The 24,488-nt window shown below is 74.6% G+C and carries 26 protein-coding genes; 19 read left to right on the top strand and 7 right to left on the bottom strand.

Annotated features, from left to right (window positions below; genetic code table 11):
- Nucleotides 1-29: 29 nt before the first annotated feature.
- The 4 genes from ACFYVJ_RS01920 (at nucleotide 30) to glmM (ending at nucleotide 4,454) form a co-directional block, all read left to right on the top strand.
- The gene (locus ACFYVJ_RS01920) at nucleotides 30-1,661 is read left to right on the top strand and encodes an ABC-F family ATP-binding cassette domain-containing protein (RefSeq protein WP_388885567.1); all 1,632 of its coding nucleotides are present in this window, start codon (nucleotides 30-32) and stop codon (nucleotides 1,659-1,661) included.
- Between the two features lie 264 nt (nucleotides 1,662-1,925).
- Entirely contained in the window at nucleotides 1,926-2,369 is a 444-nt protein-coding gene (gene rplM, locus ACFYVJ_RS01915; RefSeq protein WP_027772201.1) for a 50S ribosomal protein L13, read from the top strand.
- A 42-nt stretch (nucleotides 2,370-2,411) separates the two neighbouring features.
- The gene (rpsI, locus tag ACFYVJ_RS01910; protein ID WP_388885563.1) at nucleotides 2,412-2,909 is read left to right on the top strand and encodes a 30S ribosomal protein S9; all 498 of its coding nucleotides are present in this window, start codon (nucleotides 2,412-2,414) and stop codon (nucleotides 2,907-2,909) included.
- 180 nt (nucleotides 2,910-3,089) lie between these two features.
- Nucleotides 3,090-4,454 (top strand): phosphoglucosamine mutase, encoded by a 1,365-nt coding sequence (gene glmM, locus ACFYVJ_RS01905; protein WP_388885561.1) that lies wholly within the window; start codon nucleotides 3,090-3,092, stop codon nucleotides 4,452-4,454.
- A gap of 87 nt (nucleotides 4,455-4,541) precedes the next feature.
- On the opposite strand, the gene ACFYVJ_RS01900 is transcribed toward glmM, so the two are convergent.
- Complete coding sequence (locus tag ACFYVJ_RS01900; RefSeq protein WP_388885558.1) at nucleotides 4,542-5,528, bottom strand: DUF389 domain-containing protein; 987 nt, start codon at nucleotides 5,526-5,528, stop codon at nucleotides 4,542-4,544.
- A 160-nt stretch (nucleotides 5,529-5,688) separates the two neighbouring features.
- On the opposite strand from ACFYVJ_RS01900, the gene ACFYVJ_RS01895 reads away from it, so the two are divergent.
- Complete coding sequence (locus ACFYVJ_RS01895; protein ID WP_388885555.1) at nucleotides 5,689-6,612, top strand: hypothetical protein; 924 nt, start codon at nucleotides 5,689-5,691, stop codon at nucleotides 6,610-6,612.
- 14 nt (nucleotides 6,613-6,626) lie between these two features.
- Here the strand turns inward: ACFYVJ_RS01895 and coaA are convergent, their stop codons facing one another.
- On the bottom strand, nucleotides 6,627-7,601 hold the full coding sequence (gene coaA, locus ACFYVJ_RS01890; RefSeq protein ID WP_388885552.1) for a type I pantothenate kinase: 975 nt from the start codon (nucleotides 7,599-7,601) through the stop codon (nucleotides 6,627-6,629).
- Nucleotides 7,602-7,716: 115 nt separating this feature from the next.
- Here coaA and ACFYVJ_RS01885 point away from each other — a divergent pair, with 115 nt between their 5' ends.
- A complete protein-coding gene (locus ACFYVJ_RS01885) occupies nucleotides 7,717-7,983 on the top strand; it encodes a hypothetical protein (protein WP_388885550.1) in 267 nt (88 codons plus the stop codon).
- A 9-nt stretch (nucleotides 7,984-7,992) separates the two neighbouring features.
- Here the strand turns inward: ACFYVJ_RS01885 and ACFYVJ_RS01880 are convergent, their stop codons facing one another.
- On the bottom strand, nucleotides 7,993-8,367 hold the full coding sequence (locus ACFYVJ_RS01880) for a holo-ACP synthase (protein ID WP_047017589.1): 375 nt from the start codon (nucleotides 8,365-8,367) through the stop codon (nucleotides 7,993-7,995).
- 214 nt (nucleotides 8,368-8,581) lie between these two features.
- Here ACFYVJ_RS01880 and ACFYVJ_RS01875 point away from each other — a divergent pair, with 214 nt between their 5' ends.
- Nucleotides 8,582-9,400 (top strand): class I SAM-dependent methyltransferase, encoded by an 819-nt coding sequence (locus ACFYVJ_RS01875; RefSeq protein ID WP_388885547.1) that lies wholly within the window; start codon nucleotides 8,582-8,584, stop codon nucleotides 9,398-9,400.
- Between the two features lie 36 nt (nucleotides 9,401-9,436).
- Here the strand turns inward: ACFYVJ_RS01875 and ACFYVJ_RS01870 are convergent, their stop codons facing one another.
- On the bottom strand, nucleotides 9,437-10,705 hold the full coding sequence (locus ACFYVJ_RS01870; RefSeq protein WP_388885544.1) for a PQQ-binding-like beta-propeller repeat protein: 1,269 nt from the start codon (nucleotides 10,703-10,705) through the stop codon (nucleotides 9,437-9,439).
- A gap of 148 nt (nucleotides 10,706-10,853) precedes the next feature.
- A complete protein-coding gene (locus ACFYVJ_RS01865; protein WP_388885541.1) occupies nucleotides 10,854-11,864 on the bottom strand; it encodes a helix-turn-helix domain-containing protein in 1,011 nt (336 codons plus the stop codon).
- A 229-nt stretch (nucleotides 11,865-12,093) separates the two neighbouring features.
- On the opposite strand from ACFYVJ_RS01865, the gene ACFYVJ_RS01860 reads away from it, so the two are divergent.
- The 6 genes from ACFYVJ_RS01860 (at nucleotide 12,094) to ACFYVJ_RS01835 (ending at nucleotide 17,880) form a co-directional block, all read left to right on the top strand.
- Nucleotides 12,094-13,578, top strand: coding sequence for an NAD(P)H-hydrate dehydratase (locus ACFYVJ_RS01860; protein WP_388885538.1), 1,485 nt, complete (start codon nucleotides 12,094-12,096; stop codon nucleotides 13,576-13,578).
- Between the two features lie 54 nt (nucleotides 13,579-13,632).
- Nucleotides 13,633-14,826, top strand: coding sequence for an alanine racemase (alr, locus tag ACFYVJ_RS01855; protein ID WP_388885536.1), 1,194 nt, complete (start codon nucleotides 13,633-13,635; stop codon nucleotides 14,824-14,826).
- A complete protein-coding gene (locus ACFYVJ_RS01850) occupies nucleotides 14,819-16,120 on the top strand; it encodes an alpha/beta fold hydrolase (protein WP_388885533.1) in 1,302 nt (433 codons plus the stop codon). Before alr ends, ACFYVJ_RS01850 begins: the two co-directional genes overlap by 8 nt.
- Before the next feature lie 11 nt (nucleotides 16,121-16,131).
- Nucleotides 16,132-16,689, top strand: coding sequence for a tRNA (adenosine(37)-N6)-threonylcarbamoyltransferase complex ATPase subunit type 1 TsaE (gene tsaE / locus ACFYVJ_RS01845; protein ID WP_388885530.1), 558 nt, complete (start codon nucleotides 16,132-16,134; stop codon nucleotides 16,687-16,689).
- A 105-nt stretch (nucleotides 16,690-16,794) separates the two neighbouring features.
- Nucleotides 16,795-16,968, top strand: coding sequence for a hypothetical protein (locus ACFYVJ_RS01840; RefSeq protein WP_388885527.1), 174 nt, complete (start codon nucleotides 16,795-16,797; stop codon nucleotides 16,966-16,968).
- Nucleotides 16,969-17,013: 45 nt separating this feature from the next.
- Nucleotides 17,014-17,880: an LLM class flavin-dependent oxidoreductase gene (locus ACFYVJ_RS01835; protein WP_388885524.1), complete on the top strand. Its 867-nt coding sequence runs from the start codon at nucleotides 17,014-17,016 to the stop codon at nucleotides 17,878-17,880.
- 42 nt (nucleotides 17,881-17,922) lie between these two features.
- Here the strand turns inward: ACFYVJ_RS01835 and ACFYVJ_RS01830 are convergent, their stop codons facing one another.
- Nucleotides 17,923-18,441, bottom strand: a complete 519-nt coding sequence (locus ACFYVJ_RS01830; protein WP_388886137.1) for a hypothetical protein — start codon at nucleotides 18,439-18,441, stop codon at nucleotides 17,923-17,925.
- Between the two features lie 241 nt (nucleotides 18,442-18,682).
- Here ACFYVJ_RS01830 and tsaB point away from each other — a divergent pair, with 241 nt between their 5' ends.
- Genes tsaB through ACFYVJ_RS01810 form a run of 4 tightly spaced genes read left to right on the top strand, consistent with a single transcriptional unit; the run spans nucleotide 18,683 to nucleotide 21,273 of the window.
- Nucleotides 18,683-19,360, top strand: coding sequence for a tRNA (adenosine(37)-N6)-threonylcarbamoyltransferase complex dimerization subunit type 1 TsaB (tsaB, locus tag ACFYVJ_RS01825; RefSeq protein ID WP_388886135.1), 678 nt, complete (start codon nucleotides 18,683-18,685; stop codon nucleotides 19,358-19,360).
- Nucleotides 19,361-19,397: 37 nt separating this feature from the next.
- On the top strand, nucleotides 19,398-19,868 hold the full coding sequence (gene rimI, locus ACFYVJ_RS01820) for a ribosomal protein S18-alanine N-acetyltransferase (RefSeq protein WP_388885521.1): 471 nt from the start codon (nucleotides 19,398-19,400) through the stop codon (nucleotides 19,866-19,868).
- 8 nt (nucleotides 19,869-19,876) lie between these two features.
- Nucleotides 19,877-20,992, top strand: coding sequence for a tRNA (adenosine(37)-N6)-threonylcarbamoyltransferase complex transferase subunit TsaD (gene tsaD, locus ACFYVJ_RS01815; protein ID WP_388885518.1), 1,116 nt, complete (start codon nucleotides 19,877-19,879; stop codon nucleotides 20,990-20,992).
- Nucleotides 20,993-21,006: 14 nt separating this feature from the next.
- Nucleotides 21,007-21,273: a hypothetical protein gene (locus ACFYVJ_RS01810; protein WP_388886133.1), complete on the top strand. Its 267-nt coding sequence runs from the start codon at nucleotides 21,007-21,009 to the stop codon at nucleotides 21,271-21,273.
- Here the strand turns inward: ACFYVJ_RS01810 and ACFYVJ_RS01805 are convergent.
- Nucleotides 21,236-22,459 (bottom strand): methyltransferase domain-containing protein, encoded by a 1,224-nt coding sequence (locus ACFYVJ_RS01805; RefSeq protein WP_388885515.1) that lies wholly within the window; start codon nucleotides 22,457-22,459, stop codon nucleotides 21,236-21,238. The genes ACFYVJ_RS01810 and ACFYVJ_RS01805 overlap by 38 nt on opposite strands.
- 112 nt (nucleotides 22,460-22,571) lie before the next feature.
- Between ACFYVJ_RS01805 and ACFYVJ_RS01800 the strand changes: the two genes are divergently transcribed.
- Entirely contained in the window at nucleotides 22,572-23,504 is a 933-nt protein-coding gene (locus ACFYVJ_RS01800; RefSeq protein ID WP_388885512.1) for a polysaccharide deacetylase family protein, read from the top strand.
- On the top strand, nucleotides 23,501-24,436 hold the full coding sequence (locus ACFYVJ_RS01795) for a polysaccharide deacetylase family protein (protein WP_388885509.1): 936 nt from the start codon (nucleotides 23,501-23,503) through the stop codon (nucleotides 24,434-24,436). The genes ACFYVJ_RS01800 and ACFYVJ_RS01795 overlap by 4 nt, the downstream gene beginning before the upstream one ends.
- Nucleotides 24,437-24,488 lie beyond the last annotated feature (52 nt).

Raw genomic sequence — 24,488 nt, 5'->3', positions numbered from 1 at the left:
TGGGCGCCGCGGGCGGCGAGGATGGGTGCATGGGACACCTGGAGGCCGCGCACCTGGAGTACTACCTGCCGGACGGGCGGCCGCTGCTCGGCGACGTCTCGTTCCGCGTCGGCGAGGGCGCCGCCGTAGCGCTGGTGGGGGCCAACGGGGCGGGGAAGACGACCCTGCTGCGGCTGCTGGCCGGGGAGCTGCAGCCGCACGGCGGCAGCGTCTCGACCGGCGGCGGGCTGGGCGTGATGCCGCAGTTCGTCGGCTCGGTGCGGGACGAGCGTACGGTCCGGGACCTGCTGGTCTCCGTCGCCCAGCCGCGGATCAGGACGGCCGCCGCGGCGGTCGACGAGGCCGAGTTGGCGATCATGGAGCGCGACGACGAGCGCGCCCAGCTCGCGTACGCGCAGGCGGTGAGCGACTGGGCGGAGGCCCGGGGGTACGAGGCGGAGACGCTGTGGGACAAGTGCACGACGGCCGCCCTGGGGGTGCCGTACGAGCGGGCCCAGTGGCGCGAGGTGCGCACGCTGTCGGGCGGCGAGCAGAAGCGGCTGGTGCTGGAGGCGCTGCTGCGCGGTACGGACGAGGTGCTGCTGCTCGACGAGCCGGACAACTATCTGGACGTACCGGGCAAGTTGTGGCTGGAGCAGCAGCTCCGCGAGACGCAGAAGACCGTGCTGTTCGTCAGCCACGACCGGGAGCTGCTGGCGCGCAGCGCGGAGAAGATCGTCAGCGTCGAGCCGAGCCCCGCGGGCAGCGACGTGTGGGTGCACGGGGGCGGCTTCGGCACGTACCACCAGGCGCGCAAGGAGCGCTTCGAGCGGTTCGAGGAGCTGCGCAGGCGCTGGGACGAGGAGCACGCGAAGCTCAAGCGGCTGGTCATCATGTACAAGCAGAAGGCCGCCTTCAACTCCGACATGGCCTCGCGCTACCGGGCCGCCCAGACGCGGCTGCGGAAGTTCGAGGAGGCCGGCCCGCCGATGGCGCCGCCGCGCGAGCAGGACATCCGGATGCGGCTGCGCGGCGGCCGGACCGGGGTGCGGGCGATCACCTGCGAGGAGCTGGAGCTGACCGGGCTGATGAGCCCGTTCTCGCTGGAGGTCTTCTACGGGGAGCGGGTCGCGGTGCTCGGCTCGAACGGCTCGGGGAAGTCGCACTTCCTGCGGCTGCTGGCGGGCGGCCCCGCGGGAGAGGCCGTGGCGCACAGCGGGAGGTGGAAGCTCGGCGCCCGGGTGGTGCCGGGTCACTTCGCGCAGACCCACGCGCACCCGGAGCTGGCGGGGCGCACGCTGCTGGACATCCTGTGGAAGGACCACGCGAAGGACAAGGGCGCGTCGATGTCGGCCCTGCGCCGCTACGAGCTGGACCGGGCGGCGGAGCAGCACTTCGACCGGCTCTCCGGCGGCCAGCAGGCCCGGTTCCAGATCCTGCTGCTGGAGCTGGAGGGGTCGACGGCGCTGCTGCTCGACGAGCCGACGGACAACCTCGACCTGGAGAGCGCGGAGGCCCTCCAGGAGGGGCTTGAGGCGTACGAGGGGACGGTGCTGGCGGTGACGCACGACCGCTGGTTCGCGCGCAGCTTCGACCGGTTCCTGCTCTTCGGCGCGGACGGCCGGGTCCGGGAGACGCCGGAGGCGGTCTGGGACGAGGGCCGGGTGGCCCGGCGGCGTTGATCTTCCGGCGCGGACGCGGGCCGGGCCGGCGCCCGGGGGAGCGGCAGGGGTGTTTTGACCTGGTGGCACGGGCCCCGGTATTCTGCTGGATTGTTGTGCGTATTGGCTGCTCGTTCTCACGCGTGAGGCCGTTACGCCTGGTCCACCAGGACGATTGATTCAGCGATCAGCCGTCGGTTTGCGTCGCCGGCGCGGTCTACTGCTGCCGTGATCTCCGGGTGACCTTGTCAGAGAACACCCACTGAAGAAGCGAAGGCTACGACCGTGCGTACGTACAGCCCCAAGCCCGGCGACGTCCAGCGTCAGTGGCACGTCATCGACGCCACCGACGTCGTTCTGGGCCGCCTGGCCTCCCAGGTCGCCCAGTTGCTGCGTGGCAAGCACAAGCCGGTGTACGCGCCTCACGTCGACGCTGGTGACTTCGTCATCATCATCAACGCCGACAAGGTGCACCTCTCCGGCAACAAGCGGACCCAGAAGCTGGCCTACCGCCACTCCGGCTACCCCGGCGGTCTCCGCTCCGTCCGCTACGACGAGCTGATGGACAAGAACCCGGAGAAGGCCGTCGAGAAGGCCGTCCGCGGCATGCTGCCCAAGAACACCCTGGGCCGTCAGATGCTCAGCAAGCTGAAGGTGTACCGCGGTGCCGAGCACCCGCACGCCGCTCAGCAGCCGGTCCCGTACGAGATCACCCAGGTCGCGCAGTAGTCCCGGCCACACCCCCTAGAGACAGAGAAGCTGAGGAGAATCGTGGCTGAGACCACCGCTGAGGCGCCCGTCGAGGACGTCGAGGAGTACACCACCGAGACGCCCGCCGAGGACTACACCACCGAGTCCGCCGCGGCGCGCTTCGGCGACCCGCAGCCGGCCGCGGGCACCGGGCGCCGCAAGAACGCCATCGCCCGGGTGCGCATCGTCCCGGGCTCCGGCAAGTGGAAGATCAACGGCCGCACCCTGGAGGGCTACTTCCCCAACAAGGTGCACCAGCAGGAAGTCAACGAGCCCTTCAAGGTGCTGGAGCTCGACGACCGTTACGACGTCGTCGCCCGCATCGCGGGTGGCGGCATCTCCGGCCAGGCCGGCGCGCTGCGCCTGGGCGTGGCCCGTGCGCTCAACGAGGCGGACGCGGACAACAACCGCGGCCCGCTGAAGAAGGCCGGCTTCCTGACCCGTGACGACCGCGCGGTCGAGCGGAAGAAGGCCGGTCTGAAGAAGGCCCGTAAGGGAACGCAGTACAGCAAGCGCTGATCATCATACTGCTACTGTGCTCAGCCCCGGCGGCCCCCGGAGAGATCCGGGAGGGCGCCGGGGCGCGCTTGTATGGTCGGCATACGGTCCGCGGGTATGGTCACGTGAGGACTTTTTAACGGTCCGTAGCCGAACGTACTCGCTCAGAATTGAGCACTCGGGAGCACTCGGAGGAGATCAGTGGGACGACTCTTCGGCACCGATGGCGTGCGCGGCGTCGCCAACGCGGACCTCACCGCGGAGATGGCCCTCGGGCTGTCTGTGGCGGCGGCACACGTGCTCGCCATCGCCGACGCCGCCCAGCCGGCCGGCCAGCGCCCGAAGGCGGTGGTCGGGCGCGATCCACGGGCGTCCGGAGAGTTCCTGGAGGCGGCCGTCGTCGCCGGACTGGCCAGCGCGGGCGTCGACGTACTGCGCGTCGGCGTGCTGCCGACCCCCGCGGTCGCGTACCTCACCGGCGCGCTCGGCGCCGACCTCGGCGTGATGCTCTCCGCCAGCCACAACCCGATGCCCGACAACGGCGTGAAGTTCATCGCCCGCGGCGGCCACAAGCTCTCCGACGAGCTGGAAGACGAGATCGAGGAGCTCTACCACAAGCACGAGCGCGGCGAGCCCTGGGAGCGCCCGACCGGCGCCGGCGTCGGCCGCGTCCAGCGCTACGAGCAGGGCTTCGACCGCTACGTCGCCCATCTGCTCGGCGTCCTGCCGCACCGCCTCGACGGGCTCAAGGTCGTCGTCGACGGCGCCCACGGCGCCGCCGCCCGGGTCTCCCCCGAGGCGTTCCAGCGGGCCGGCGCCGAGGTGATCCCCATCGGCACCGACCCCACCGGCCTCAACATCAACGACGGCTTCGGCTCCACCCACCTCGACCAGCTCAGCGCCGCCGTCGTCGAGCACGGCGCCGACCTCGGCATCGCCCACGACGGCGACGCCGACCGCTGCCTGGCCGTCGACGCCGCCGGCAAGGAGATCGACGGCGACCAGATCCTCGCCGTCCTCGCCCTCGGGCTGCGCGAGGCCGGCCGGCTGCGCGAGAACACCGTCGTCGCCACCGTCATGTCCAACCTCGGCTTCAAGCTCGCGCTGGAGCGCGAGGGCGTGGACCTGATCCAGACCGCGGTCGGCGACCGCTACGTGCTGGAGGAGATGAAGCGCGGCGGCTACGCCCTCGGCGGCGAGCAGTCCGGCCACGTCATCGTCCTCGACCACGCCACCACCGGCGACGGCACGCTCACCGGCCTGCTGCTCGCCTCCCGGGTGGCCGCCAGCGGCCGGCCGCTGGCAGAGCTGGCGGCGGTGATGGACCGGCTGCCGCAGGTGCTGATCAACGTGCGGGACGTCGACAAGTCCCGGGTCGCCAGCTCCCCGGAGCTGCGCCAGGCCGTCCTGGAGGCGGAGCGGGAGCTGGGCGCCACGGGGCGGGTGCTGCTGCGCTCGTCCGGTACGGAGCCGGTGGTCCGGGTCATGGTGGAGGCGGCCGACATCGACCAGGCGCGGTCGGTGGCGGGGAAGCTGGCGGACGTGGTGAAGTCGGCGCTGGGCTGAGGCCGTTGCCGCCGCCGGTGTCGTCGCCGCCGTAGTCGCCGTCGTCGTACGCCGTACGGGCCGCCCGCTCCGTACGGCGTACGGCCGTCAGATCCTCCGCTGCGGCTGCTGCGCCGCGGCCCGGGACCGCTGGAGGTGCTGGCCGAGCGTCTGCTCCGTGTGCCAGGCCCAGTACAGCTTCTGCGCCAGCAGCGTCAGCGTCCCGGCGACGAGGATGCCCAGCAGGTTGAGCAGCAACTGCTCCGACGAGCCCCGCGCCTGCCCCCAGTCGCCGTAGCTGACCGCGACCGCCGCGTTGGCCGCCGCCGGCACCGTCGTCACCGAGATCGCGACGCCCACCAGCGCCCCCGACTTCGACGACGTCAGCGACAGCGTGCCCGCCGTGCCCGCCAGCAGCGCGACGATGAACGAGAACCAGTCCGGCGCGAAGATGAACCCCGTCTGCGGCCGGTCCGCGTCCAGGTGCCCCTCGGTGAACAGCCCGAAGGCGTCCATCATCACGCTGAAGGCCACGGTCAGCGCCATCGCCGCCGCGAACCCCGCGAGCAGCGCCACCAGCGTCCGCCCCGCCAGCCGCGGCCGCCACTGCACCAGCGCCACGCACAGCCCGGCCACCGGGCCGAACTCCGGCCCCACCGCCATCGCGCCGACGATGAGGATCGCGCTGTCGATCATCACGCCGCAGGCCGCGAGCAGCGTGGCGACGCCGAGCATGGCGAGGTACGTGAGCGACAGCGTCGACTCCTCGTGCGTCTCCTCGACCAGCGACTCCCACACCACCGCGTCCGCTGCCTCGCCCGGCGCGGCCTCCTCGGCCTGGTCGGCGCGGCGCGAGAGTGTCAGGTCGACCTGGTCGACACAGACCGCCCCCTCGTCGTACAGCCCGCGTACGCGCAGCTCCTGGAGCAGCTTGTCGGCGGCCTCGCGGGCGACGTCGCACAGCACCACGTCGCCCTCGGGGTCGAGGGAGGCGCCGCGGAGCACGGCGAGGTGGGCGGTGCCGACGGTCTTGTGCAGCAGCCCGACCACCTCCGGGGTGCGGGCGGCGGGGCACTGGATCCGCAGGTGCAGCATGCGCCGAGGTTAGCGGTTACCGGGGGGCGGGATTCCGTACAACCGTCCGACGGCGAGACGGGTCTGTACGGCAAATCGCACCATCAAGGCTCTCGACCTGGAAACGAGTGAAATGATGAGAACAGGAAGAATGCCGGGATCCGCACGGAGACGCTTAGCGGTGGCCGGCGTCGCGGCGGCGGCGCTGCTCGCGTCGGGCACGGCGGCGGGCGCCGAAGGTACGGGCGAGGGGGCCGTGCCAGGTCCTGACCTGGCGATCCCCGACGGAAGGCCGATGACCGGGGTTCAGCCCGGTGACGTGCTGCGCGTGCCGGTCAAGGTGACCAACAAGGGCGACCGGCCGGCGGCCGGCGTGCGGGTGGCCATCCAGGCGTCGTCCGGCCTGGAGTTCGTCACCCGGTACGAGGCGTGCACGTACACGCCGCTGCCCAGGGGCTACGAGTACGCCGACTGCTTCTTTCCCGACGCCCTCGCGCCGGGGGCCACCTTCCGACTGCCCCGGCCGCTGCGCATGGCCGTCGCGCCGGACGCGTACGCGGAGCGCGTCGACACCTCCGTCGCGCCGGGCGGTGACGCCGAGGACGCCGACACGGGCGACAACTTCTCGACCGTCGAGGTCGCCGCGGAGAACACCGCCGACTTCCGCGTCCGCCGGGCCGAACTGACCGGCGCGGCCGGGCAGGCGGTCCCGCTCGACCTCGTGACGCGCAACCGCGGACCCGCCACGATCGCCAACCTGGGCTCCGGCGAGCCGGTCGCCCTGGTCGACTTCCGCGTCCCGCCGGGCACATCGGCGACCGCGGTGCCGCGGCGGTGCGCGGCGATGACCAGGGACGGCCGGCCGCTGCCGGACCAGCGGACCGGCGCCCCGCGGTACTGGTGCCGTACGCCGGCCAGGGTGCCCGCCGGGGCGCGGGTCGTCTTCCCCTTCGAGCTGACCGTCGAGCGCTCGCTGCCGGAGGCGGCCGGGCGGGTACGGGTGCGCCCCGCGGACGGCGGCGCGGCGTTCCCGTTCGACCCGGTGCCGGGGAACGACGCGGCGAAGGTGGTCGTGCGGGGCGCGGGCCCGGGCGCGGTGGCGTAGCGCGGGCCGGAGCGCTAGAGCTTGCGCAGGGAGAGGCGCTGGACCTTGTGGTCCGGGCCCTTGCGCAGGATGAGGGTGGCGCGGCCGCGGGTCGGGGCGATGTTCTGGCGCAGGTTGGGCTCGTTGATCGTGCGCCAGTTGCGTCTGCCGTACGCCATCGCCTCGGCCTCCGGCACCTCGGCGTAGCGGCTGAAGTACGACAGGGGGTTCTGGAAGGCCGTCTCGCGCAGCTTGCGGAACCGCTCGACGTACCAGCGCTCGATGTCTTCGATACGGGCGTCCACGTACACGCTGAAGTCGAAGAAGTCGGCGAGCGTGACGCGGGTGCGGCCGTCGCGGCCGGGGAGCGCGGGCTGGAGGACGTTGAGGCCCTCGACGATGAGTATGTCGGGGCGCTGCACCTTCAGCCGCTCGCCGGGGACGATGTCGTACGTGAGGTGGTCGTAGACCGGCGCGGTGACCTCGTCCTTCCCGGACTTCACGTCGGCGACGAAGCGGGTCAGCGCGCGCCGGTCGTACGACTCGGGGAAGCCCTTGCGCGACATCAGCCCGCGGGCTTCGAGCTCGGCGTTGGGCAGCAGGAACCCGTCGGTGGTGACGAGTTCCACGCGCGGGTGCTCGGGCCAGCGGGCGAGCAGCGCCTGGAGCAGCCGGGCCACGGTCGACTTGCCGACGGCCACGCTGCCGGCGACGCCGATGACGAACGGGGTGCCGGACTGGGGGCCCGGGGTCTCGCCGGGGCCGCCGAGGAAGGTGTTGACGGCGTGCCGCAGGCCGTGGGTGGCGCCGACGTAGAGGTTGAGCAGGCGGGAGAGGGGCAGGTAGACGTCCCGAACCTCGTCGAGGTCGACCACGTCGCCGAGGCCGCGCAGCCGCTCGACCTCCGCCGCGGACAGCGGCAGCGGCGTCCGGTCCCGCAGGGCGCTCCACTCGGCGCGGGAGAGGTCGACGTACGGGGAGGGGCTGTGCGTGCTCGTCGGCGAGGCCACGGGGCCATTGTGCGCGGGCGTGCGGGGGGACGCGCGGGCGGGGCGTGTCCAACCCCTAGGCCGGGACCGGGCGGAGGGTTATGGTCCGGATGCGTATTCGAATCCAGGGGACGAGATGTCAGTACTGCAGACGGTTTGGCACGAGAGACGCAGACAGCTCGCGGCTGCGGGCGCCCGGCGGCGGCGGGCCCGGGGCGCGCGCGAGGCGTTCGCGGGCCGGGTCCGGGGCGATCTGGCGGCGGAGCTGCCGGACGAGGACCTGGGGGAGGACCTGGGCGAGTCGCTCGACCTGTACCGCATGGGCAGCAAGCCGCGGTGCGAGGAGGTGGAGTACCTCGACCTGGTGCAGGAGGCGGTGGAACGGATGGCGTGGGGCAGATAGCCCCCGCGCTCACCCCTCGGCGATGACCACGGCGGAGGCGACGCCGGCGTCGTGGCTGAGCGACACGTGCCAGGTACGCACCCCCAGCTCGGCGGCGCGCGCGGCGACGGTGCCGCGGACGCGGAGGTGGGGCCGCCCGTTGTCGTAGACGCACACCTCGGCGTCGTGCCAGTGCAGCCCGGACGGCGCCCCCAGCGCCTTGGCCAGCGCCTCCTTGGCCGCGAACCGCACCGCCAGCGAAGCCACCCCGCGCCGCCCCCCGTCGGGCAGCACCTGCTCCGCGGGCAGGAACAACCGATCCGCCAACTCCGGCGTCCGCTCCAATGCCGCCCCGAACCGCCCCACCTCGGCGACATCGATCCCGACCCCGACGATTCCACTCATGCGCGGCAGAGTAACGGGTGGGCACGCAGGCGCCGCGATCACGGCAGCGCCGCACGGCCGGCGCGGCTGCTCACCGTCCCGTACGGGACGGTCCGCCCAGACGGTCCTGCCGATGCCCCCGACCCGTGGCGTGACACCCCACGCGTCGGCCGGCGCATCGACGATCCGCAGCCCGCGGCCGTCCTCCCACCGGTCAAGGGAGAGCATTGTCCACATGAGCCATGAGCCCCAAGTCGCGCCCGAGATCCTGCACTTCTACGGCACCGACTTCGACGAGGCCGCCCGGCTGACCGGCACCGCGGACGGGCGGTTGGAGTTGGTGCGTACGCGGGAGCTGCTGGGGCGGTATCTGCCCGGGGCGCCGGCCGACGTGATCGACGTGGGCGGGGGGCCCGGGGTGCATGCGGCGTGGCTGGCCGGGGGCGGGTACCGGGTGCGCCTCGTGGACCCGGTGCCGCGGCACGTCGAGGCCGCGCGGCGGGCCGGGGTCGACGCGGAGGTGGGCGACGCCCGGGCGCTGCCGGTGGCGGATGCCGCGTACGACGTGGCGCTGGTCCTGGGGCCGCTGTACCACCTGCTGGAGCGCGCCGACCGCGACCGCGCCCTCGCCGAGGCGCGGCGGGTCACCCGGCCGGGGGGTCTCGTGGTGGCGGCGGCGATCGGCCGGTACGCCTCCGTCTTCGAGCACACGGCGACCACGCTGCTCACCAAGGACCGCGTCCACGACGCCGTACGCGACATCCTGACCACCGGCCGCCACGACCCCGGACGCAAGGGCTTCACCGCCGCGTACTTCCACACCGCGGCGGAGCTGGAGGGCGAACTGCGCGACGCGGGGCTGGGGGAGGTGACCGTTTACGGGGTCGAGGGGCCTGGCTGGGCGCAGCTCAAGGCCGTCGAGCAGGACACGGGGCGGGCGTTGGCCGAGGATCACCCGGCGTTCGAGGCAGCCCTGCGGGCGGCACGGCTGGCAGACGGCCATCCGGACCTGCTGGCCGCCGCGTCCCACCTGCTGGCGGTCGCCCGGCGTTGAGCGAGGTGGTCGTCGCAGAAGACCCCGGAACCGGCGTCAGCCTGTCGTCCGGCGGATTGTCGTGGGTGGTTCGTCCTCCAAGTCGCTCTCGTCCGCCTGGAAGAGCCCCACGTAACCGTTGACCAGGTCCGGGACGTCGGGCAGGTCCCCGGTTCTGTCCTCGCCCGTGCGCGCGTCCAGCATCAGGGGGACGTCCCCGGCTTCGGCGTAGACGATGCCGTGCCAGGCGGTGGAGATCGGGGGCGTGAAGCGGTCTTGCGTGGGGAGTTGCCAGAGCACCTTGCCGGACGTCGCGTCCAGGGCGAACGCACCGGGCTGTCCCCGCTGCTCCTGGAAGCAGACGACGGTCGCCTCGTCGTCGTAGACGCACCGGTCCGGCACCGCGTAGATCTCGGGGGAGGCCACCTGCCGGCCGTCCGCGAGGCCGACGACCCTGCCGCCGTCGTAGGCCGTGTCCGCACCCCGCGTGATCAGGAGGCGGCCGGGTCCGAGCTGGGATACGTGCAGGCTGTCCTCGGGCTCGCCGGAGGTCCACGCACGCTTGCCGTCGCGCACGCGAAGGCCGTGAAGCACTTCTCCCCAGTCTTCGGTCTTGGTCAGGGCAACGATTCCCTCGCCGACGGCGACGACTTCCTGCGTTTCTCCGTCCGTCTTCCAGACAGTCTTGCGCGTGGCGAGGTCCACCGCCCGGATGGCCCATCCGTCGTCGACGATCGCGATGCCGTCGTCCGCGCCGAGGACCGCCCCTGCGTCGTCCTCGGAGAATCCGGCTCCCGCGTCGGCGATCTCGGCACTCCATATGGTCTTGTGGGTGCGGGCGTCCACCACGAGCATTTCGACCGCGGCCTTGTCGTTGTGTGTTCCGCTGCCGGGTGTGGAAACCGGCAGGACCGCCACCGCGACCCGCTTGCCCTGCACCTCGGTGAGGACGGGGCGGCCGAAGTGCGGCGATATCGCGGGTGGCTGGCCCTTGGGTCGGATGACGGTGCTTTCCTCGGTCGTCAGGTCCACGACCTTGAGGTCGCTGGGCCCGGTGATCCACGCGGTGGTGCCGTCCAGCGTCGTCCGGCTCAGGCCGCCCGGGAGCACCGTTTCCTCCGCGCTGAACTTCGTCACCCGGTCGTACGCGCGCGGCGGCGCCGGGGGAGCCGTGTCCGACGGTTTCGGAGAAGCGGCGGGGTCCTTCCGGCTGCTCCCGGCGTCCTCGTCGGTCGCCGTGCACCCCAGGAGCAGGGTGAACCCCAGAGCCGCGCAGCCGGCATCGACGGCCCGGTTCTTCAGCCATAAGCGTCGCAAGTTCGCCACCGATTCTCCGTACGGGCAGGCAGACGGGTTGGCGGCACCGCGGAGTCCCGGTCCTCCCCCGCACCGGAAGTCACACGGTGCCGCCGCCTCACTGTCCTCCGTGCCGAGGGGATCGGTCATCAGCCGTCAGCGCAGAGATCCTGCGCATTCAGCGCAGGCCGGCCCGGACCTCGCTCGGCGAGACCCCGTAGGCCCTGCGGAAGGCCCGGCTGAAGTCCGCGGGGTGCTGGAATCCCCGGCGTAGGGCGATCTCGCCGATCGTGCGGTGACGCAGGCGGGGGTCGGTCAGATCGGCGTGGCAGCGCTCCAGGCGGCGGTGGCGGATGGTGGCGCCGACGGTCTGCGGCTCGCCCTGGAAGAGCTGGTGGAGGGTGCGTACGGAGATGTGGTGGTAGGCGGCGACGGCCGCCGGGTCCAGCGCCGGGTCGGTGTGGTGGCGGTCGATGTAGGCGTTGATCCGGGCACGGAGCGCCGTCCTGCGGGTCGCGGCGGGCAGCGAGTCCTGGTCGCCGTACCGCGCCGCGAGGAGGGACGCGGCCAGGTCGACGCCGATGGTGCCGAGCCGGGCCAGCTCGGCGGGGCCCGACGTACGGGCGGCGGCCGGCAGGGCGGTCAGATACGGGCCCAGTAGGGCGCCGGAGCCGGAATCGGCGGGGAGCGGTTCGGCCAGCACCCGGTCGGTGCGGCCGGCGGGCAGCGGGAGTACGGTGCGGGGGAGCCGGAGGAGGGTCAGCCGGACGGCACCGCCATTGCCCAGGAAGTCGCAGGTCAGTGGATGCGAGGAGGAGTACAGCGCCATGCCGCCGGGGCCGAGGCAGGCGACGCTTCGCTGCTGCTCAAGACGGACCGCGCCCTCTCGGACGAGCATCAGGAAGACGTCCTCGGGGTCCTGGCGGCGGATGTGCGCCGGGGAGCGCCGGGCGGCCATGGGGGAGAAGTCGAAGGCGGCGGCCTGGGTGTGCGGGAGCCCGACGGACTCCACCCGGCCCTGGAAGCGGTGCGCGTGCGCCATGCGGATCGACACCGGCATGACCTCGCGGTCGACCATGTCGTGCCACCAGCCGAGGCGGTCCGGCACCCCGATGTCGTCGGTGTCCACCATCACCACCGGCCCCGCCGCGGCGGCGGCCCTTCCCGGCATCGGCGTGAGACTCGACATGCAACGAGTGTGCCCCGCAAGGGAGTTGCCTGGTAGCAGGTGAGGCGGATTGGCCCCGGCAGCGGCAAGTCTCGATCACCGGGGTGTTCGTGCGGGCCGGCCGGTGCGTACTCCGGGCCGAGGCGGCATTGCCGGCACGTCGCCCGGCCCCGGCCCCGACCCCGACAGCCGGCGTGAGGCGGCCGGGTCCCCGGCTGCGGGGCTTCCCGGGGCGGGGGAGGATGGGGGCATGAGGAGTGCGTACGGGGTGGAGACGGTGCGTCGCGCCGAGGCGGCGCTCATGGCCGAGTTGCCCGAGGGGGCGCTCATGCAGCGCGCCGCCGCCGGGCTCGCCGCCGCCGTGGCCGGGTTGCTGGGGCGGGTGTACGGGCGGCGGGTGGTGCTGCTCGTGGGGAGCGGCGACAACGGCGGGGACGCGCTGTACGCCGGGGCGCGGCTGGCGCGGCGCGGGGCGCGGGTGACGGCCGTGCTGCTCCGCCCGGAGCGTACGCACGAGGGCGGGCTCGCCGCGCTGTGGGCCGTCGGCGGGTGCGTCGTGCCCGCCGAGGAGGGCGGCGACCTGGGATCGCCCCTGTGCCGCGTGTTCGACCGCGTCGACCTCGTCGTCGACGGCATCGTCGGCATCGGCGGCTCCGGCGGGCTGCGCCCCGCCGCCGCCGCGCTCATGCGCGTCGTACGCGACACCGGCGCCCCCGTGCTCGCCGTCGACCTGCCCAGCGGCGTGGAGGCCGACACCGGGGAGGTACGGGGCGAGGCCGTCACCGCCGACGCCACCGTGACCTTCGGTACGTACAAGCCCGGGCTGCTCGTCGATCCCGCCGCCGAGCGGGCCGGCGCGCTGCGGCTCGTGGACATCGGGCTCGGCCCGCACCTGCCCGCCGTGCCCGACCTGGAGGCCCTCCAGCACGCCGACGTCGCCGCGCTGCTGCCGGAGCCGACCGCCGAGAGCGACAAGTACCGGCGCGGCGTCGTCGGCGTCGTCGCCGGCTCCGAGCGCTACCCCGGCGCCGCCGTGCTCGCCGTCGGCGGGGCGCTGCGCGGCGGGGCGGGGGCCGTGCGGTACGTGGGGCCCGCAGCGCGGGCGGTCATCGAGCGGTACCCGGAGACGCTGGTCCACCCCGGCCCGCCGGGGAGGGCGGGCCGGGTGCAGGCGTGGGTCGTCGGGCCCGGGCTGGGGGACGGGCCGGGTGCGGAGGAGGTGCTGGAGCAGGTGCTCGCCACCGACGTGCCGGTGCTGGTCGACGCCGACGGCCTCCGGCTGCTGGACCGGGTACGGGTACGGCGCCGGTCCGCCCCGACGCTGCTCACCCCGCACGCGGGCGAGGCCGCCGCGCTCCTCGGCGTCGACCGGGCCGAGGTCGAGTCCCGCAGGCTCGCCGCCGTACGGTCGCTGGCCGACGCGTACGGCGCGACCACCCTGCTCAAGGGCTCCACCACCCTGATCGCCGACCCCGGCGGCGAGCACCCCGTGCGGCAGAACCCCACCGGCACCTCCTGGCTCGCCACCGCCGGCAGCGGCGACGTCCTCTCCGGTCTCACCGGCTCCCTCCTCGCCGCCGGCCTCGCCGCCCGCGACGCCGGTTCCGTCGGCGCGTACCTCCACGGGCTCGCCGCCCGCACCCTCGCCGCCGGCGCCCCGATCACCGCCCACCAGCTCCCCGACGCCCTCCCCGCCGTCTGGCGCGACGTGCGCGACGTCCGCGGCCGCCTGTGACCGCCCGTGCCGAGCGCGAAGCCTGACCAGGCGGAAATGCGAGACTGGCTACCGATGACCGACTCCCCCCTCCGCGCCCGCGCGGAGATCGACCTCACCGCGTACGGCGCGAACATCCGCGCCCTGCGCGGCATCGCCCCGCGCGCGCAGTTCATGGCCGTCGTCAAGGGCGACGCGTACGGCCACGGGATGCTGCCCTGCGCCCGCGCCGCGCGCGCCGCGGGCGCCGAGTGGGTGGGGACCGCCACCCCGCAGGAGGCGCTCGCCCTGCGCGCCGCAGGCGACCGGGGCCGGATCCTGTGCTGGCTGTGGACGCCCGGCGGGCCGTGGCGGGAGGCCGTCGAGGCGGATCTCGACATCACCGTCAGCGGCCTGTGGGCGCTGCGCGAGCTGCTGCCCGCCGCCCGCGCCGCCGGGCGCACCGCGCGCGTGCAGCTCAAGGCCGACACCGGCCTCGGCCGCAACGGCTGCCTCGCCGCCGACTGGCCAGGTCTCCTCGCCGCCGCCCGCGCCGCCGAGGCCGAGGGCGCCATCGAGGTCACCGGCGTCTGGTCGCACTTCGCCTGTGCCGACGAGCCCGGCCACCCCTCTGTGCGCAGTCAGCTCGACGCCTTCCACGACGCGCTCGCCGTCGCCGACCGCGCGGGACTGCGCCCCGAGGTGCGGCACATGGCGAACTCGCCCGCGATGCTCACGCTCCCCGAGGCCCACTTCGACCTCGTCCGGCCCGGCATCGCGTCGTACGGGCTGTCGCCGAGCCCCGAGGTGGGCAGCCCGGCGGACTTCGGGCTGCGTCCCGTGATGGCGGTCAAGGCGTCGCTGGCGCAGGTCAAGGAGGCGCCGGCCGGCCTGGGCGTCTCGTACGGGCACCACTACGTCACCCCCGGCCGGACCACCCTCGCACTCGTCCCCCTCGGCTACGCGGACGGGGTGCCGCGGCACGCGTCCGGTACGGGCCCCGTGCTGGTCGCCGGGAAGTGGCGGACGGTCGCGGGGCGGGTCGCGATGGACCAGTTCGTCGTGGACCTCGGCGGGGACGCCGCGGCGGCGGGCGACGAGGCGGTGCTCTTCGGCGCCGGGGACCACGGCGAGCCGACGGCGGAGGACTGGGCGCGGGCGGCGGGCACGATCGGCTACGAGATCGTCACGCGCATCGGACCCCGCGTACCGCGCGTGTACGTGGGCGGGGCGGGGGATGCCACCCCCATGGACACCGACACGGACCGCTCCGGGACCCGCCATGGCTGACCCCCTCGCCACCCCCGTCCCCGTCCCTGTCCCCGTTTCCGGCCTCGGCGGCTGGGCGAGGGCCGGCCGGCGTGCCGGGATCGCCGGCGTCGCCATCGGCGTGCTCGCCGCCGGGGCGGCCGCGGGCGTGGCGGTGGAGCGCCTGGCGATGGGCCGCGACGTACGCCGCCGGGCCCGGCAGGCGCTCGACGCGGCCGGTCCGTACGGCACCCTCCGCGGCACCCCGGGCACGGCCGTCGCGGACGACGGCACCGAGCTGTACTACGAGGTCGAGGAGGCCGACGAGTTCCCGGCCGCGTTCCCCGACGGCACACCCCCCGACGCGCAGACCACCGCCTCCCGCCGCCGGCGCCGCCGCTTCGCGGGACGCCGCGACCCCGCGCCGCTCACCGTCGTCTTCAGCCACGGCTACTGCCTCACCCAGGACTCCTGGCACTTCCAGCGCGCCGCCCTCCGCGGCCACGTCCGCACCGTCTACTGGGACCAGCGCAGCCACGGCCGCTCCGCCCGCGGCATCTCCCAGCTCGCCGGCGACGAGCCGGTCACCATCGAGCAGCTCGGCCGCGACCTCAAGGCCGTCGTCGACGCCGCCGCCCCCGAGGGCCCGCTGCTGCTCGTCGGGCACTCGATGGGCGGCATGACGATCATGGCGTTCGCCGACCAGTTCCCCGACGCCGTACGGGACCGGGTGGCCGGCGCCGCGTTCCTCGGCACCTCCTCGGGCGACCTCGGCCGGGTGACGTTCGGCCTGCCCGCGGCCGGCGCCTGGGCCGTACGGCACTTCGTGCCCGGCGTCCTGAGGGCCCTCGGCAGCCGCGCCGAGCTGGCCGAGCGCGGCCGGCAGGCGACGGCCGACCTCTTCGCCGGGATCATCAAGCACTACTCGTTCGGCACCGAGGGCGTCGACCCGGGCGTCGCGCGCTTCGCCGAGCGGCTGCTGGAGAGCACGCCGATAGACGTGGTCGCGGAGTTCTACCCGGCGTTCGCCGCGCACGAGAAGGGCGAGGCGCTAGCGCTCTTCCGCGACCTTCCGGGGCTCGTCCTCGTGGGCGACCGCGACATGGTCACGCCCCCCGAGCACAGCGAGCACATAGCCGCGCGGCTGCCCGACGCCGCGGTCGAGGTCGTCGAGGACGCCGGGCACCTGGCCATGCTGGAGCGCCCGGACCGGGTGAACGACGCGCTGGCCGCGCTGCTCGCCCGCACGGGCGTGCGGCTGCGCACCGGGCCGGGGGCGGAGCCGGGGGCGGGGCCCGTACGGCGGCCGCGCGGCACCACGCGCCGGACCCTCTAACATCCAGTGCCATGAGCGCCGCCGCGACCACCACCACCGCCGTCCGGTTGACCGTCGAGTCGCCCGAGCAGATGCAGGAGCTGGGCCGCCGGCTGGCCGCCGTGCTGCGCGCCGGGGACCTCGTGCTGCTCACCGGGGCGCTGGGCGCGGGCAAGACCACGCTCGCGCGCGGGCTGGGCGCCGGGCTCGGGGTACGGGGGGCGGTGACGTCGCCGACGTTCGTCATCGCGCGCGTGCACCCGTCGGTCTCGGGCGGGCCGCCGCTGGTCCACGTCGACGCCTACCGGCTCGGCGGCGGGCTCGAGGAGATGGAGGACCTGGACCTCGACGTGTCGCTGCCGGATTCCGTCGTGGTCGTGGAGTGGGGCGAGGGCAAGGTCGAGGAGCTGGCCGAGGACCGGCTGCACGTCGTCATCGAGCGCACCGCGGGCGGTGCGCCGGAGCCGGTGGCGGACGCCGGGGAGCCGGACGCGGAAGGCGCGGAGGCGGCCGACGTACGGCACGTGACCGTGACCGGCGTCGGCGACCGCTGGGCGCACGGCGCGCTGGCCGCGCTCGCCCGCACCTGAACACTCGCCCGCACCTGAACAGCAGTGCTGGACGTTCCGACAAATATGCCGACGTGCTGTCGGCATATCGTTGCCCCAGGTCGGCGGGCGTGGTCCCATGGGCGTATGGCACCTGAGCAAGACGAGCAGCGGCCCGCCGTGGGAGTCGCCGAGCTGCTCGCCGCCTGCGCGGCGGCAGAGGCGGTCTCGACGCCGCCCGCGCCCGAACCCGAGGCGGCCGGGACGGACGGGCAGCGGGCCCCGGACAGCCCCGCCGCGCCGGAGCAGCACGCCGCGTAGCGCAGGCGCGCCCTGGGCCACCCCGGGACATCTAGGCTGCGCTGCATGGACATCGGCATCGGACTTCCCTCCACCATCTCCGGCATCCCCGGCAAGCTGATCCCCGAGTGGGCCGCCGCGGCCGAGCGGGCCGGGTTCTCGACCCTGGGCACCATCGACCGCGTCGTCTACGGCAACCTCGAAACGATCCCCACCCTCGCCGCCGCCGCGGCCGTCACCGAGCGGATCGGGCTGACGACGACCATCCTCATCGCCCCGTACCGCGGCAACGGCGCGCTGCTCGCCAAGCAGCTCGCCTCCGTCGACGTGCTCTCCGGCGGCCGGCTCACCGTCGGCGCCGCCGTCGGCGGCCGGGAGGACGACTACGAGGCGGCGGGCGTGCCGTTCGGCAAGCGCGGCCGGATCTTCGACGACCAGCTCGCCGAGATGCGCGCCGTGTGGCAGCAGGACGCCCGCGGCCGTGCCCACCCCGTCGGCCCGGCGCCGGTGCAGCCGGGCGGGCCGCCGATCCTCCTCGGCGGCAACTCGCCCGCCGCCTTCCGGCGGCTCGCGGAGTACGGCGCCGGGTGGATCCTCGGCGGCGGCAGCCCGGAGCAACTGGCCGGCGGTGCCGAGAAGGCCAGGGCCGCCTGGCGCGAGGCGGGCCGGGAGGGCGAGCCGCGGGTGGCGGCGCTGGGGTACGTGAGCCTCGGCCCCGACGCCGCGGAGCACGCCCGCCGCTACCTGCTGGACTACTACGGGTTCCTCGGCGACTTCGCCGAGAAGATCGTCGAGGGGGCGCTGACCTCGCCGGAGGCGGTCGCCGGTGCGAAGGCCGCGTTCGCGGACGCGGGCTGCGGCGAGCTGGTGCTGTTCCCCTGCAACCCGGACCTGGCGCAGGTCTCGCTGATCGCGGAGGCCGCCGGGCTGTAGGGACGTACGGACGAAGGGGCGGGGTCCCGCGGCGGGTCCCCGCTACTTCACCACCGCGACCGGGACGCCCACGGTCGCGAAGCGCCACAGCGCCTTGCCGTCCACCCGCGACGAGCGCACGCCGCCCGTCTTCTCCGCCGCGTCCGGGTCCGGCCGGGAGCCGTCTATGGCGGCGCTGAAGCCTATGACCGTGCCCTCGGCCTCCGCGAACCGCACCACGTGCTCCACCAGCACCCCGTCCGTGCCCGTGATCTGCCGCGACCGCGAGGTCACGGTGTACATCCCGGGCGGCGGGTCGACGGTGCTCGGGGTCACCTTGTACGTCCGCAGCACCGAGTTGTCCTCGCCGACGAGCCACACGCGCTTGTCCTTCAGCGCGTACACCACCCGCAGCCCGGAGCCCGAGCGCGCGGGCAGTTCGAGCTTCTTCTCCTTGGCCTTGGACGGCTCGGGGCTGGCGACTCCCGGGCGGTTACGGGCGAGGGAGTCGGGGGCGTTGGCGTTGGCCTGGTAGGCGAGGAAGGCGACCACGCCCAGGGCGGCGGCCGTCAGCCCGGCCACGAATTTCCCGCTGCCTGCCACGCGGTACGCCCCTTCCGGTACGGCGGCTACAGGGCCGCTCTGCCGCAGTCTGCCCCGGCCCGCCCTCTTCTCACGCGCCGGTCCGCCCCCGCCTGCTCCGCCCGACGGTAGCACCCGCCGCCGCGCGCCCCCGGTGCCGCCGCAGCCCGAGTCACCGGCCCGGCGGACGCGCTCCGGGCACCCCTTCCGCGCGACTACCCTGAAGGGCGTGCTGCTCGCCATGGACACCGCCTCCCCCGCCGTCACCGTCGCACTCCACGACGGCGATCCCGCATCGCCCGCGCTCGCCGCGTCGCACCAGGTCGACGCCCGGCGCCACGGCGAGCTGCTGCTGCCCGCCGTCGACCGGGTGCTCGCCGAGGCCGGCCGCGGGCTCGCGGAGCTGACCGGCGTCGTCGTCGGCGTCGGCCCCGGGCCGTACACCGGGCTGCGGGTGGGGCTGGTGACCGCCGAGGTCCTCGGCATGACGCTCGGCATCCCCGTGTACGGGGTCTGCACGCTGGACGGCATCGCCTACGCCGCCGGCCGCGACGGCGCCGTCGATGCCGCCGGCGGCATCGACGGCCCGTTCGTCGTGGCCACCGACGCCCGGCGCAAAGAGGTGTACTGGGCGCGCTACGCCGACGCCCGCACCCGCGTCACGGACCCGGCCGTCGACCGGCCCGCCGACCTCGCCGAGCAGGTCGCGGGCCTGCCCGCCGCCGGGGCGGGCGCGGAGCTGTACCCCGGGGCGTTCCCCGACGCCCGCCCCCCGGCGCACCCGCACGCCGGCGCGCTGGCCGCGCTGGCCGCCGAGCGGCTCGCGGCCGGCGCCGAACTGCTGCCGCCCCGCCCGCTGTACCTGCGCCGCCCCGACGCGCAGGTGCCCGCCGCGTACAAGGCGGTCACCCCGCGATGACCGTGCGCCGGGACCCGTACGAGAGCGGCGAGAGCCCGTGACCGCCGTCGCCCTGCGCGAGATGCGGTGGTGGGACATCGACCCCGTGCTCGCCCTCGAACGGGACACCTTCCCCGAGGACGCCTGGTCCCCGGCGATGTTCTGGTCCGAGCTGGCCCACGCCCGCGGCCCCGGCGCCACCCGCGCGTACCTCGTCGCCGAGGACGAGGCCGGCCGCGTCGTCGGCTACGGCGGCCTCGCCGCGCTCGACGGCACCGGCGACATCCAGACCATCGCCGCCGCCCGCGACCACTGGGGCACAGGACTCGGCCCGCGCCTGCTGGAGGCGCTGCTCGCCGCCGCCCGCCGCTTCGGCTGCCGCGAGGTGCTGCTGGAGGTGCGCGTCGACAACGAGCGCGCGCAGCGCCTCTACGAGCGCCACGGCTTCGCCGTCATCGGCGTCAGGCGCGGCTACTACCAGCCCGGAAACGTCGACGCGCTCGTCATGCGCCGTACCGAGAAAGAGTGACGCCCCCCATGGCAGACGAACCCCTGGTGCTCGGCATCGAGACGTCCTGCGACGAGACCGGTGTCGGGATCGTCCGCGGGCACACGCTGCTCGCCGACGCCATCGCGTCCAGCGTCGACGCGCACGCCCGCTTCGGCGGCGTGGTGCCCGAGGTGGCGAGCCGGGCGCACCTGGAGGCGATGGTCCCGACGATCGAGCGGGCGCTGCGCGACGCCGGGATCGCGGCCCGCGACCTGGACGCGATCGCGGTGACGGCGGGCCCGGGTCTCTCCGGGGCGCTGCTGGTCGGGGTGTCGGCGGCCAAGGCGTACGCGTACGCGCTCGGCAAGCCGCTCTACGGCGTCAACCACCTCGCCTCGCACATCGCCGTCGACCAGCTCGAACACGGCGCGCTTCCCGAGCCGACGATGGCCCTGCTGGTCTCCGGCGGGCACTCCTCGCTGCTGATGTCCGCCGACATCACCGCCGACGTCCGCCCCCTCGGCGCGACCATCGACGACGCGGCGGGCGAGGCGTTCGACAAGGTCGCCCGCGTCCTCGGACTCGGCTTCCCCGGCGGCCCGTTCATCGACAAGGCGGCGCGCGACGGCGACCCGGCCGCGATCCGCTTCCCGCGCGGTCTGACGGGCCCGCGCGACCCGGCGTACGACTTCTCCTTCTCCGGTCTGAAGACCTCCGTCGCCCGCTGGGTGGAGGCCAGGCGGGCGGCGGGGGAGGACGTGCCGGTGGCGGACGTGGCGGCGTCGTTCCAGGAGTCGGTCGCGGACGTGCTGACGCGCAAGGCGGTACGGGCCTGCCGGGACAACGGCGTCGGGCACCTGATGATCGGCGGCGGCGTGGCGGCGAACTCGCGGCTGCGGGCGATGGCCGAGCGGCGCTGCGAGGACGCGGGGATCGTGCTGCGGGTGCCGCGGCCGAAGCTGTGCACGGACAACGGGGCGATGGTCGCGGCGCTGGGCGCGGAGATGGTGGCGCGGGGGCGGGCGGTGTCGGACTGGGAGCTGTCGGCGGACTCGTCGCTGCCGGTCACGGAGACGCACGTACCGGGGCACGAGCAGGCGCCCGGGCACGGCCACGACCACGACCACGTGCACGAGCTGGCGAAGGACAACCTGTACCAGTGACCGTCGTCGCGCAGATGTGGGAGGCCAAGGCCGCGGCCGGGCGCGGCGACGAGCTGCTGGCGTGGGCGCGGGCGCAGCGCCTGCCCCTCCGGCCGCTGCGGCGCGAGACGTTCCGTGGGCCGGGGGACCGGGTGCTGGTCATCACCTGGTGGGACGCGGGCTCAGGCAACCGCGAGGCGGGCATGCCGGAACTCCCGGACCCGGACGCCGGTCTGCTGGCCCGGCCGGTGCACCGCTGGCGGTTCACGTCGCTGGGACCGGACGGCCCAGAAGCACCGTAGGGGCGCCGGCGACCCGGGTGAGGAAGACGGTGCAGGACACCGCGGTCGGGCCGGTGAGCTTCAGCTTGCGCCGCAGCTCCTCGGGCTCGACGGCGGAGCCGCGCTTCTTGACGGTGACGCTGCCGACGCCGCGTTCGCGCAGCAGGGCGCGGAGCTTCTTGACGTTGAACGGGAGCGTGTCGGTGATCTCGTACGCGGTGGCGTACGGGGTCCGCGCCGGGTCGTCCGCCGTGACGTACGCGATGGCGGGATCCAGCAGCCGCCCGCCGACCTGCGCCGCCACCTCGGCGACGAGGTGCGCGCGGATGACGGCGCCGTCCGGCTCGTACAGATAGCGCCCCACCGGTCCCGGCGCCGGGTCGGGCAGGCCGCGCCCCGCGAGGCTGGCGCCGGCGGGCAGCAGGGTCGCGCGGCGGCCGCCAGGGGAGACGCCGTCGGATGCGGTGCCGAACCAGAGCACGGCCTCCTTCACGTCGCCGGCGTCGGAGACCCACTCCGCCTCCGCGGCTTCCGGCACCGCCTCGTGCGGGATGCCGGGGGCGACCTTCAGCGCGGCGTGCGAGACGCGGCCGGCGACCTCGACGGCCCAGGACAGCGGCGGGGAGTACGCCTCGGGGTCGAAGACCCGGGTACGCCCCCTGGCGCCCCCTCCGACCCGGCGGGCCGGATCGACGAACACCGCGTCGTACCCGGAGATGTCCACGTCCCCCACCTCCGCGCAGCGCACCTCGACCAGGTGCGCGACCCCCAGCGCCGCCGCGTTGGCCCGCGCGGCGGCCGCCGCCGCCGGGTCCCGGTCGACGGCGAGCACCGCGATCCCGGCCCGCGCCAGCGCCACCGCGTCGCCGCCGATGCCGCAGCACAGGTCGGCGACCCGGTCGACGCCGAGCGCCGCGAACCGCGCCGCGCGATGCGCCGCCACCGCCGTACGGGTGGCCTGCTCGACGCCGTCGGGGGTGAAGTACATCCGCGCCGCGTCCGCCCCGAACTTCGCCGCCGCCCGCTGCCGCAGCCGGGCCTGCCCGAGCGCGGCGGAGACCAGCTCCGCGGGGTGGGTGCGGCGCAGCCGGGTGGCGAGGGCCAGTTCGTCGGCGGGGTCGTGCTCGCGCAGCTCGGCGAGGAGCGCCTGGCCCTCGGGGGTGAGGAGGGCGGCGAGGGGGTCGTCGGAGGCGTCGGGGCCGTGCATGGGTCCATTGTCCGCTGTCCGCCATGCGGGCGCCCGTACGGCGTGGCGCCATGACGCCCCGCTCCGTACTGGCAGGATGCGGACTCCGGAACTAATACGACAAAAGGATAAAATGATCCCACGTGCCCGACCCCGCACCGGCCTCCTCGCCCTGGCCGTCACCGCCGCGCTCCTCGCGTCCGGCTGCTCCTCAGGCACCGCCGGGTCCGACCATCCCCGCCCCCTCACCCACCCCTACGAGGACGCCAAGCCCGCCGTCGCCGGCGGCCTCGCCGCCGCCCCCGCCCGCGCGCTCGCCCGCACCGCGCAGCACCAGCAGCGCGTCCACGCGCAGCGGCTCGCCGCCGCCCGTACCTGGGGCCTGGACGCCACCCCGCTGCTGCCGCCCGCCCCGCCGCGCACCAAGCCCGCGCTCGCCACCGAACCCGGCTTCGAGGCGAACGGCGGCGGCCCCGGCCTGCCGCCCGTCATCACCCGGGTGCCGACCGACGACCGCGTGATCTTCCTGACCATCGACGACGGCTACCGCAAGGACCCCGAGTTGCTGCGCATGCTGCGCGAACTCGACGTGCCCGTCAGCGCCTTCCTCGCCGACGAGGTCGCGCGCGACGACTACGGCTACTTCCGCGACCTCCGCGACCTCGGCACCACCGTCAGCAACCACACCCTCCACCACCCCAACCTCCGCGAACTGCCCTACGAGGCGCAGCGCGAGGAGATCTGCGGCCAGCAGCGCGTCCTGGAGCGCGAGATGGGCGCCAAGCCGCGGATCTTCCGCCCGCCGTACGGCAATTACAACGCCGACACCCTGCGCGCCGCGCGGGACTGCGGCATCGGCCTCGTACCGCTGTGGCAGCAGGAGGCGTTCCCCGGACGCTGGACGTACTCCCGCGCGGACACCGCTTTCCACCCCGGCGATATCGTGCTCACCCACTTCGAAGGACCTTCCGAATTCGGCGGCACGATGACCGACATGCTCCGTACGGTGCTCCGTAAGGCGAACGACGAGGGCTTCGCCGTTGCCCGCTTGGAGGACTACGTATGAGGCGCACCCGCCGCTCCGGGCGGCGGTCGTCAGCCGCCGCGATAGCCGTCGTCTGCCTGCTCGCGCTCAGCGCCTGCGCGGACGCGGCCAGGCCGACGGAGGAGTGGTTCCCGCAGCGCGCGGAGGAGTCCGCGGCGCCCGGGGACGGGCGGGCGGACGGCAAGCCTGGCATGCGGCACGCGGGGCGTACGCCGCGGGCGCTGCCCGGCGGTGACGGCAGTACCCGCAAGGACGTCGCCCGTGCCGGCGGCGCCGAGGCGTACCGCCGCTGGGGCCTCGACCGCCCCCTCGCCGCGCCGCCCACGCCCCCCGCGAGCCGCCCGGTGCGGCCGGCGGACTCCGGGCTGCCGGCGGTCGCGGGCCGGGTGCCGACGCGGGACAAGGTCGTCTTCCTGACGATCGACGACGGCTGGGACAAGGACCCGGAGCTGATCCGGATGGCGGCCGATCTCCGGCTGCCGTTCAGCATGTTCCTCTCCGACTCGGCGGCCGGCGGGGACTACGGGTACTTCGAGGAACTGCGGCGCCTCGGCAACTCCGTCCACGGCCACACCCTCACCCACCCCGACCTCACCTCCCTCCCGTACGCCGGGCAGCGCCGCCAGATCTGCCGCCAGCAGGAGCGCGTCGCCGGCGCCTTCGGAGTCCGCCCGACCCTCTTCCGGCCGCCCTACGGCAAGTACGACGCGGAGACGCTGCGGGCCGCCGCCTCCTGCGGGGTGCGCGCGATGCCGCTGTGGCGGGCCGACATGAAGGCGAGCGGCCTGGAGTACCGCAGCGGCGACCGGCTGCGCCCGGGCGACATCGTGCTGGCGCACTTCCGGGGTCCCGAGCAGCAGGGCGGGCGGACGATGACGGACGTGATGGCTGAGTTCGTACGGGAAGTCCAGCGGCAGGGCTTCACCGTGGCCCGCCTGGAGGACTACATGTGACGCGGGCGGGGGTGCGGCCCGTACGACTGTACGGTCGGCGGCGGGCGACGCG

The organism is Streptomyces sp. NPDC004134, from assembly GCF_042874195.1.
In the GTDB taxonomy this organism is placed as follows: Bacteria; Actinomycetota; Actinomycetes; order Streptomycetales; family Streptomycetaceae; genus Streptomyces.
Note: the sequence above shows the minus strand (reverse complement) of the source record. Positions and strands in the feature narration are given on the sequence as shown.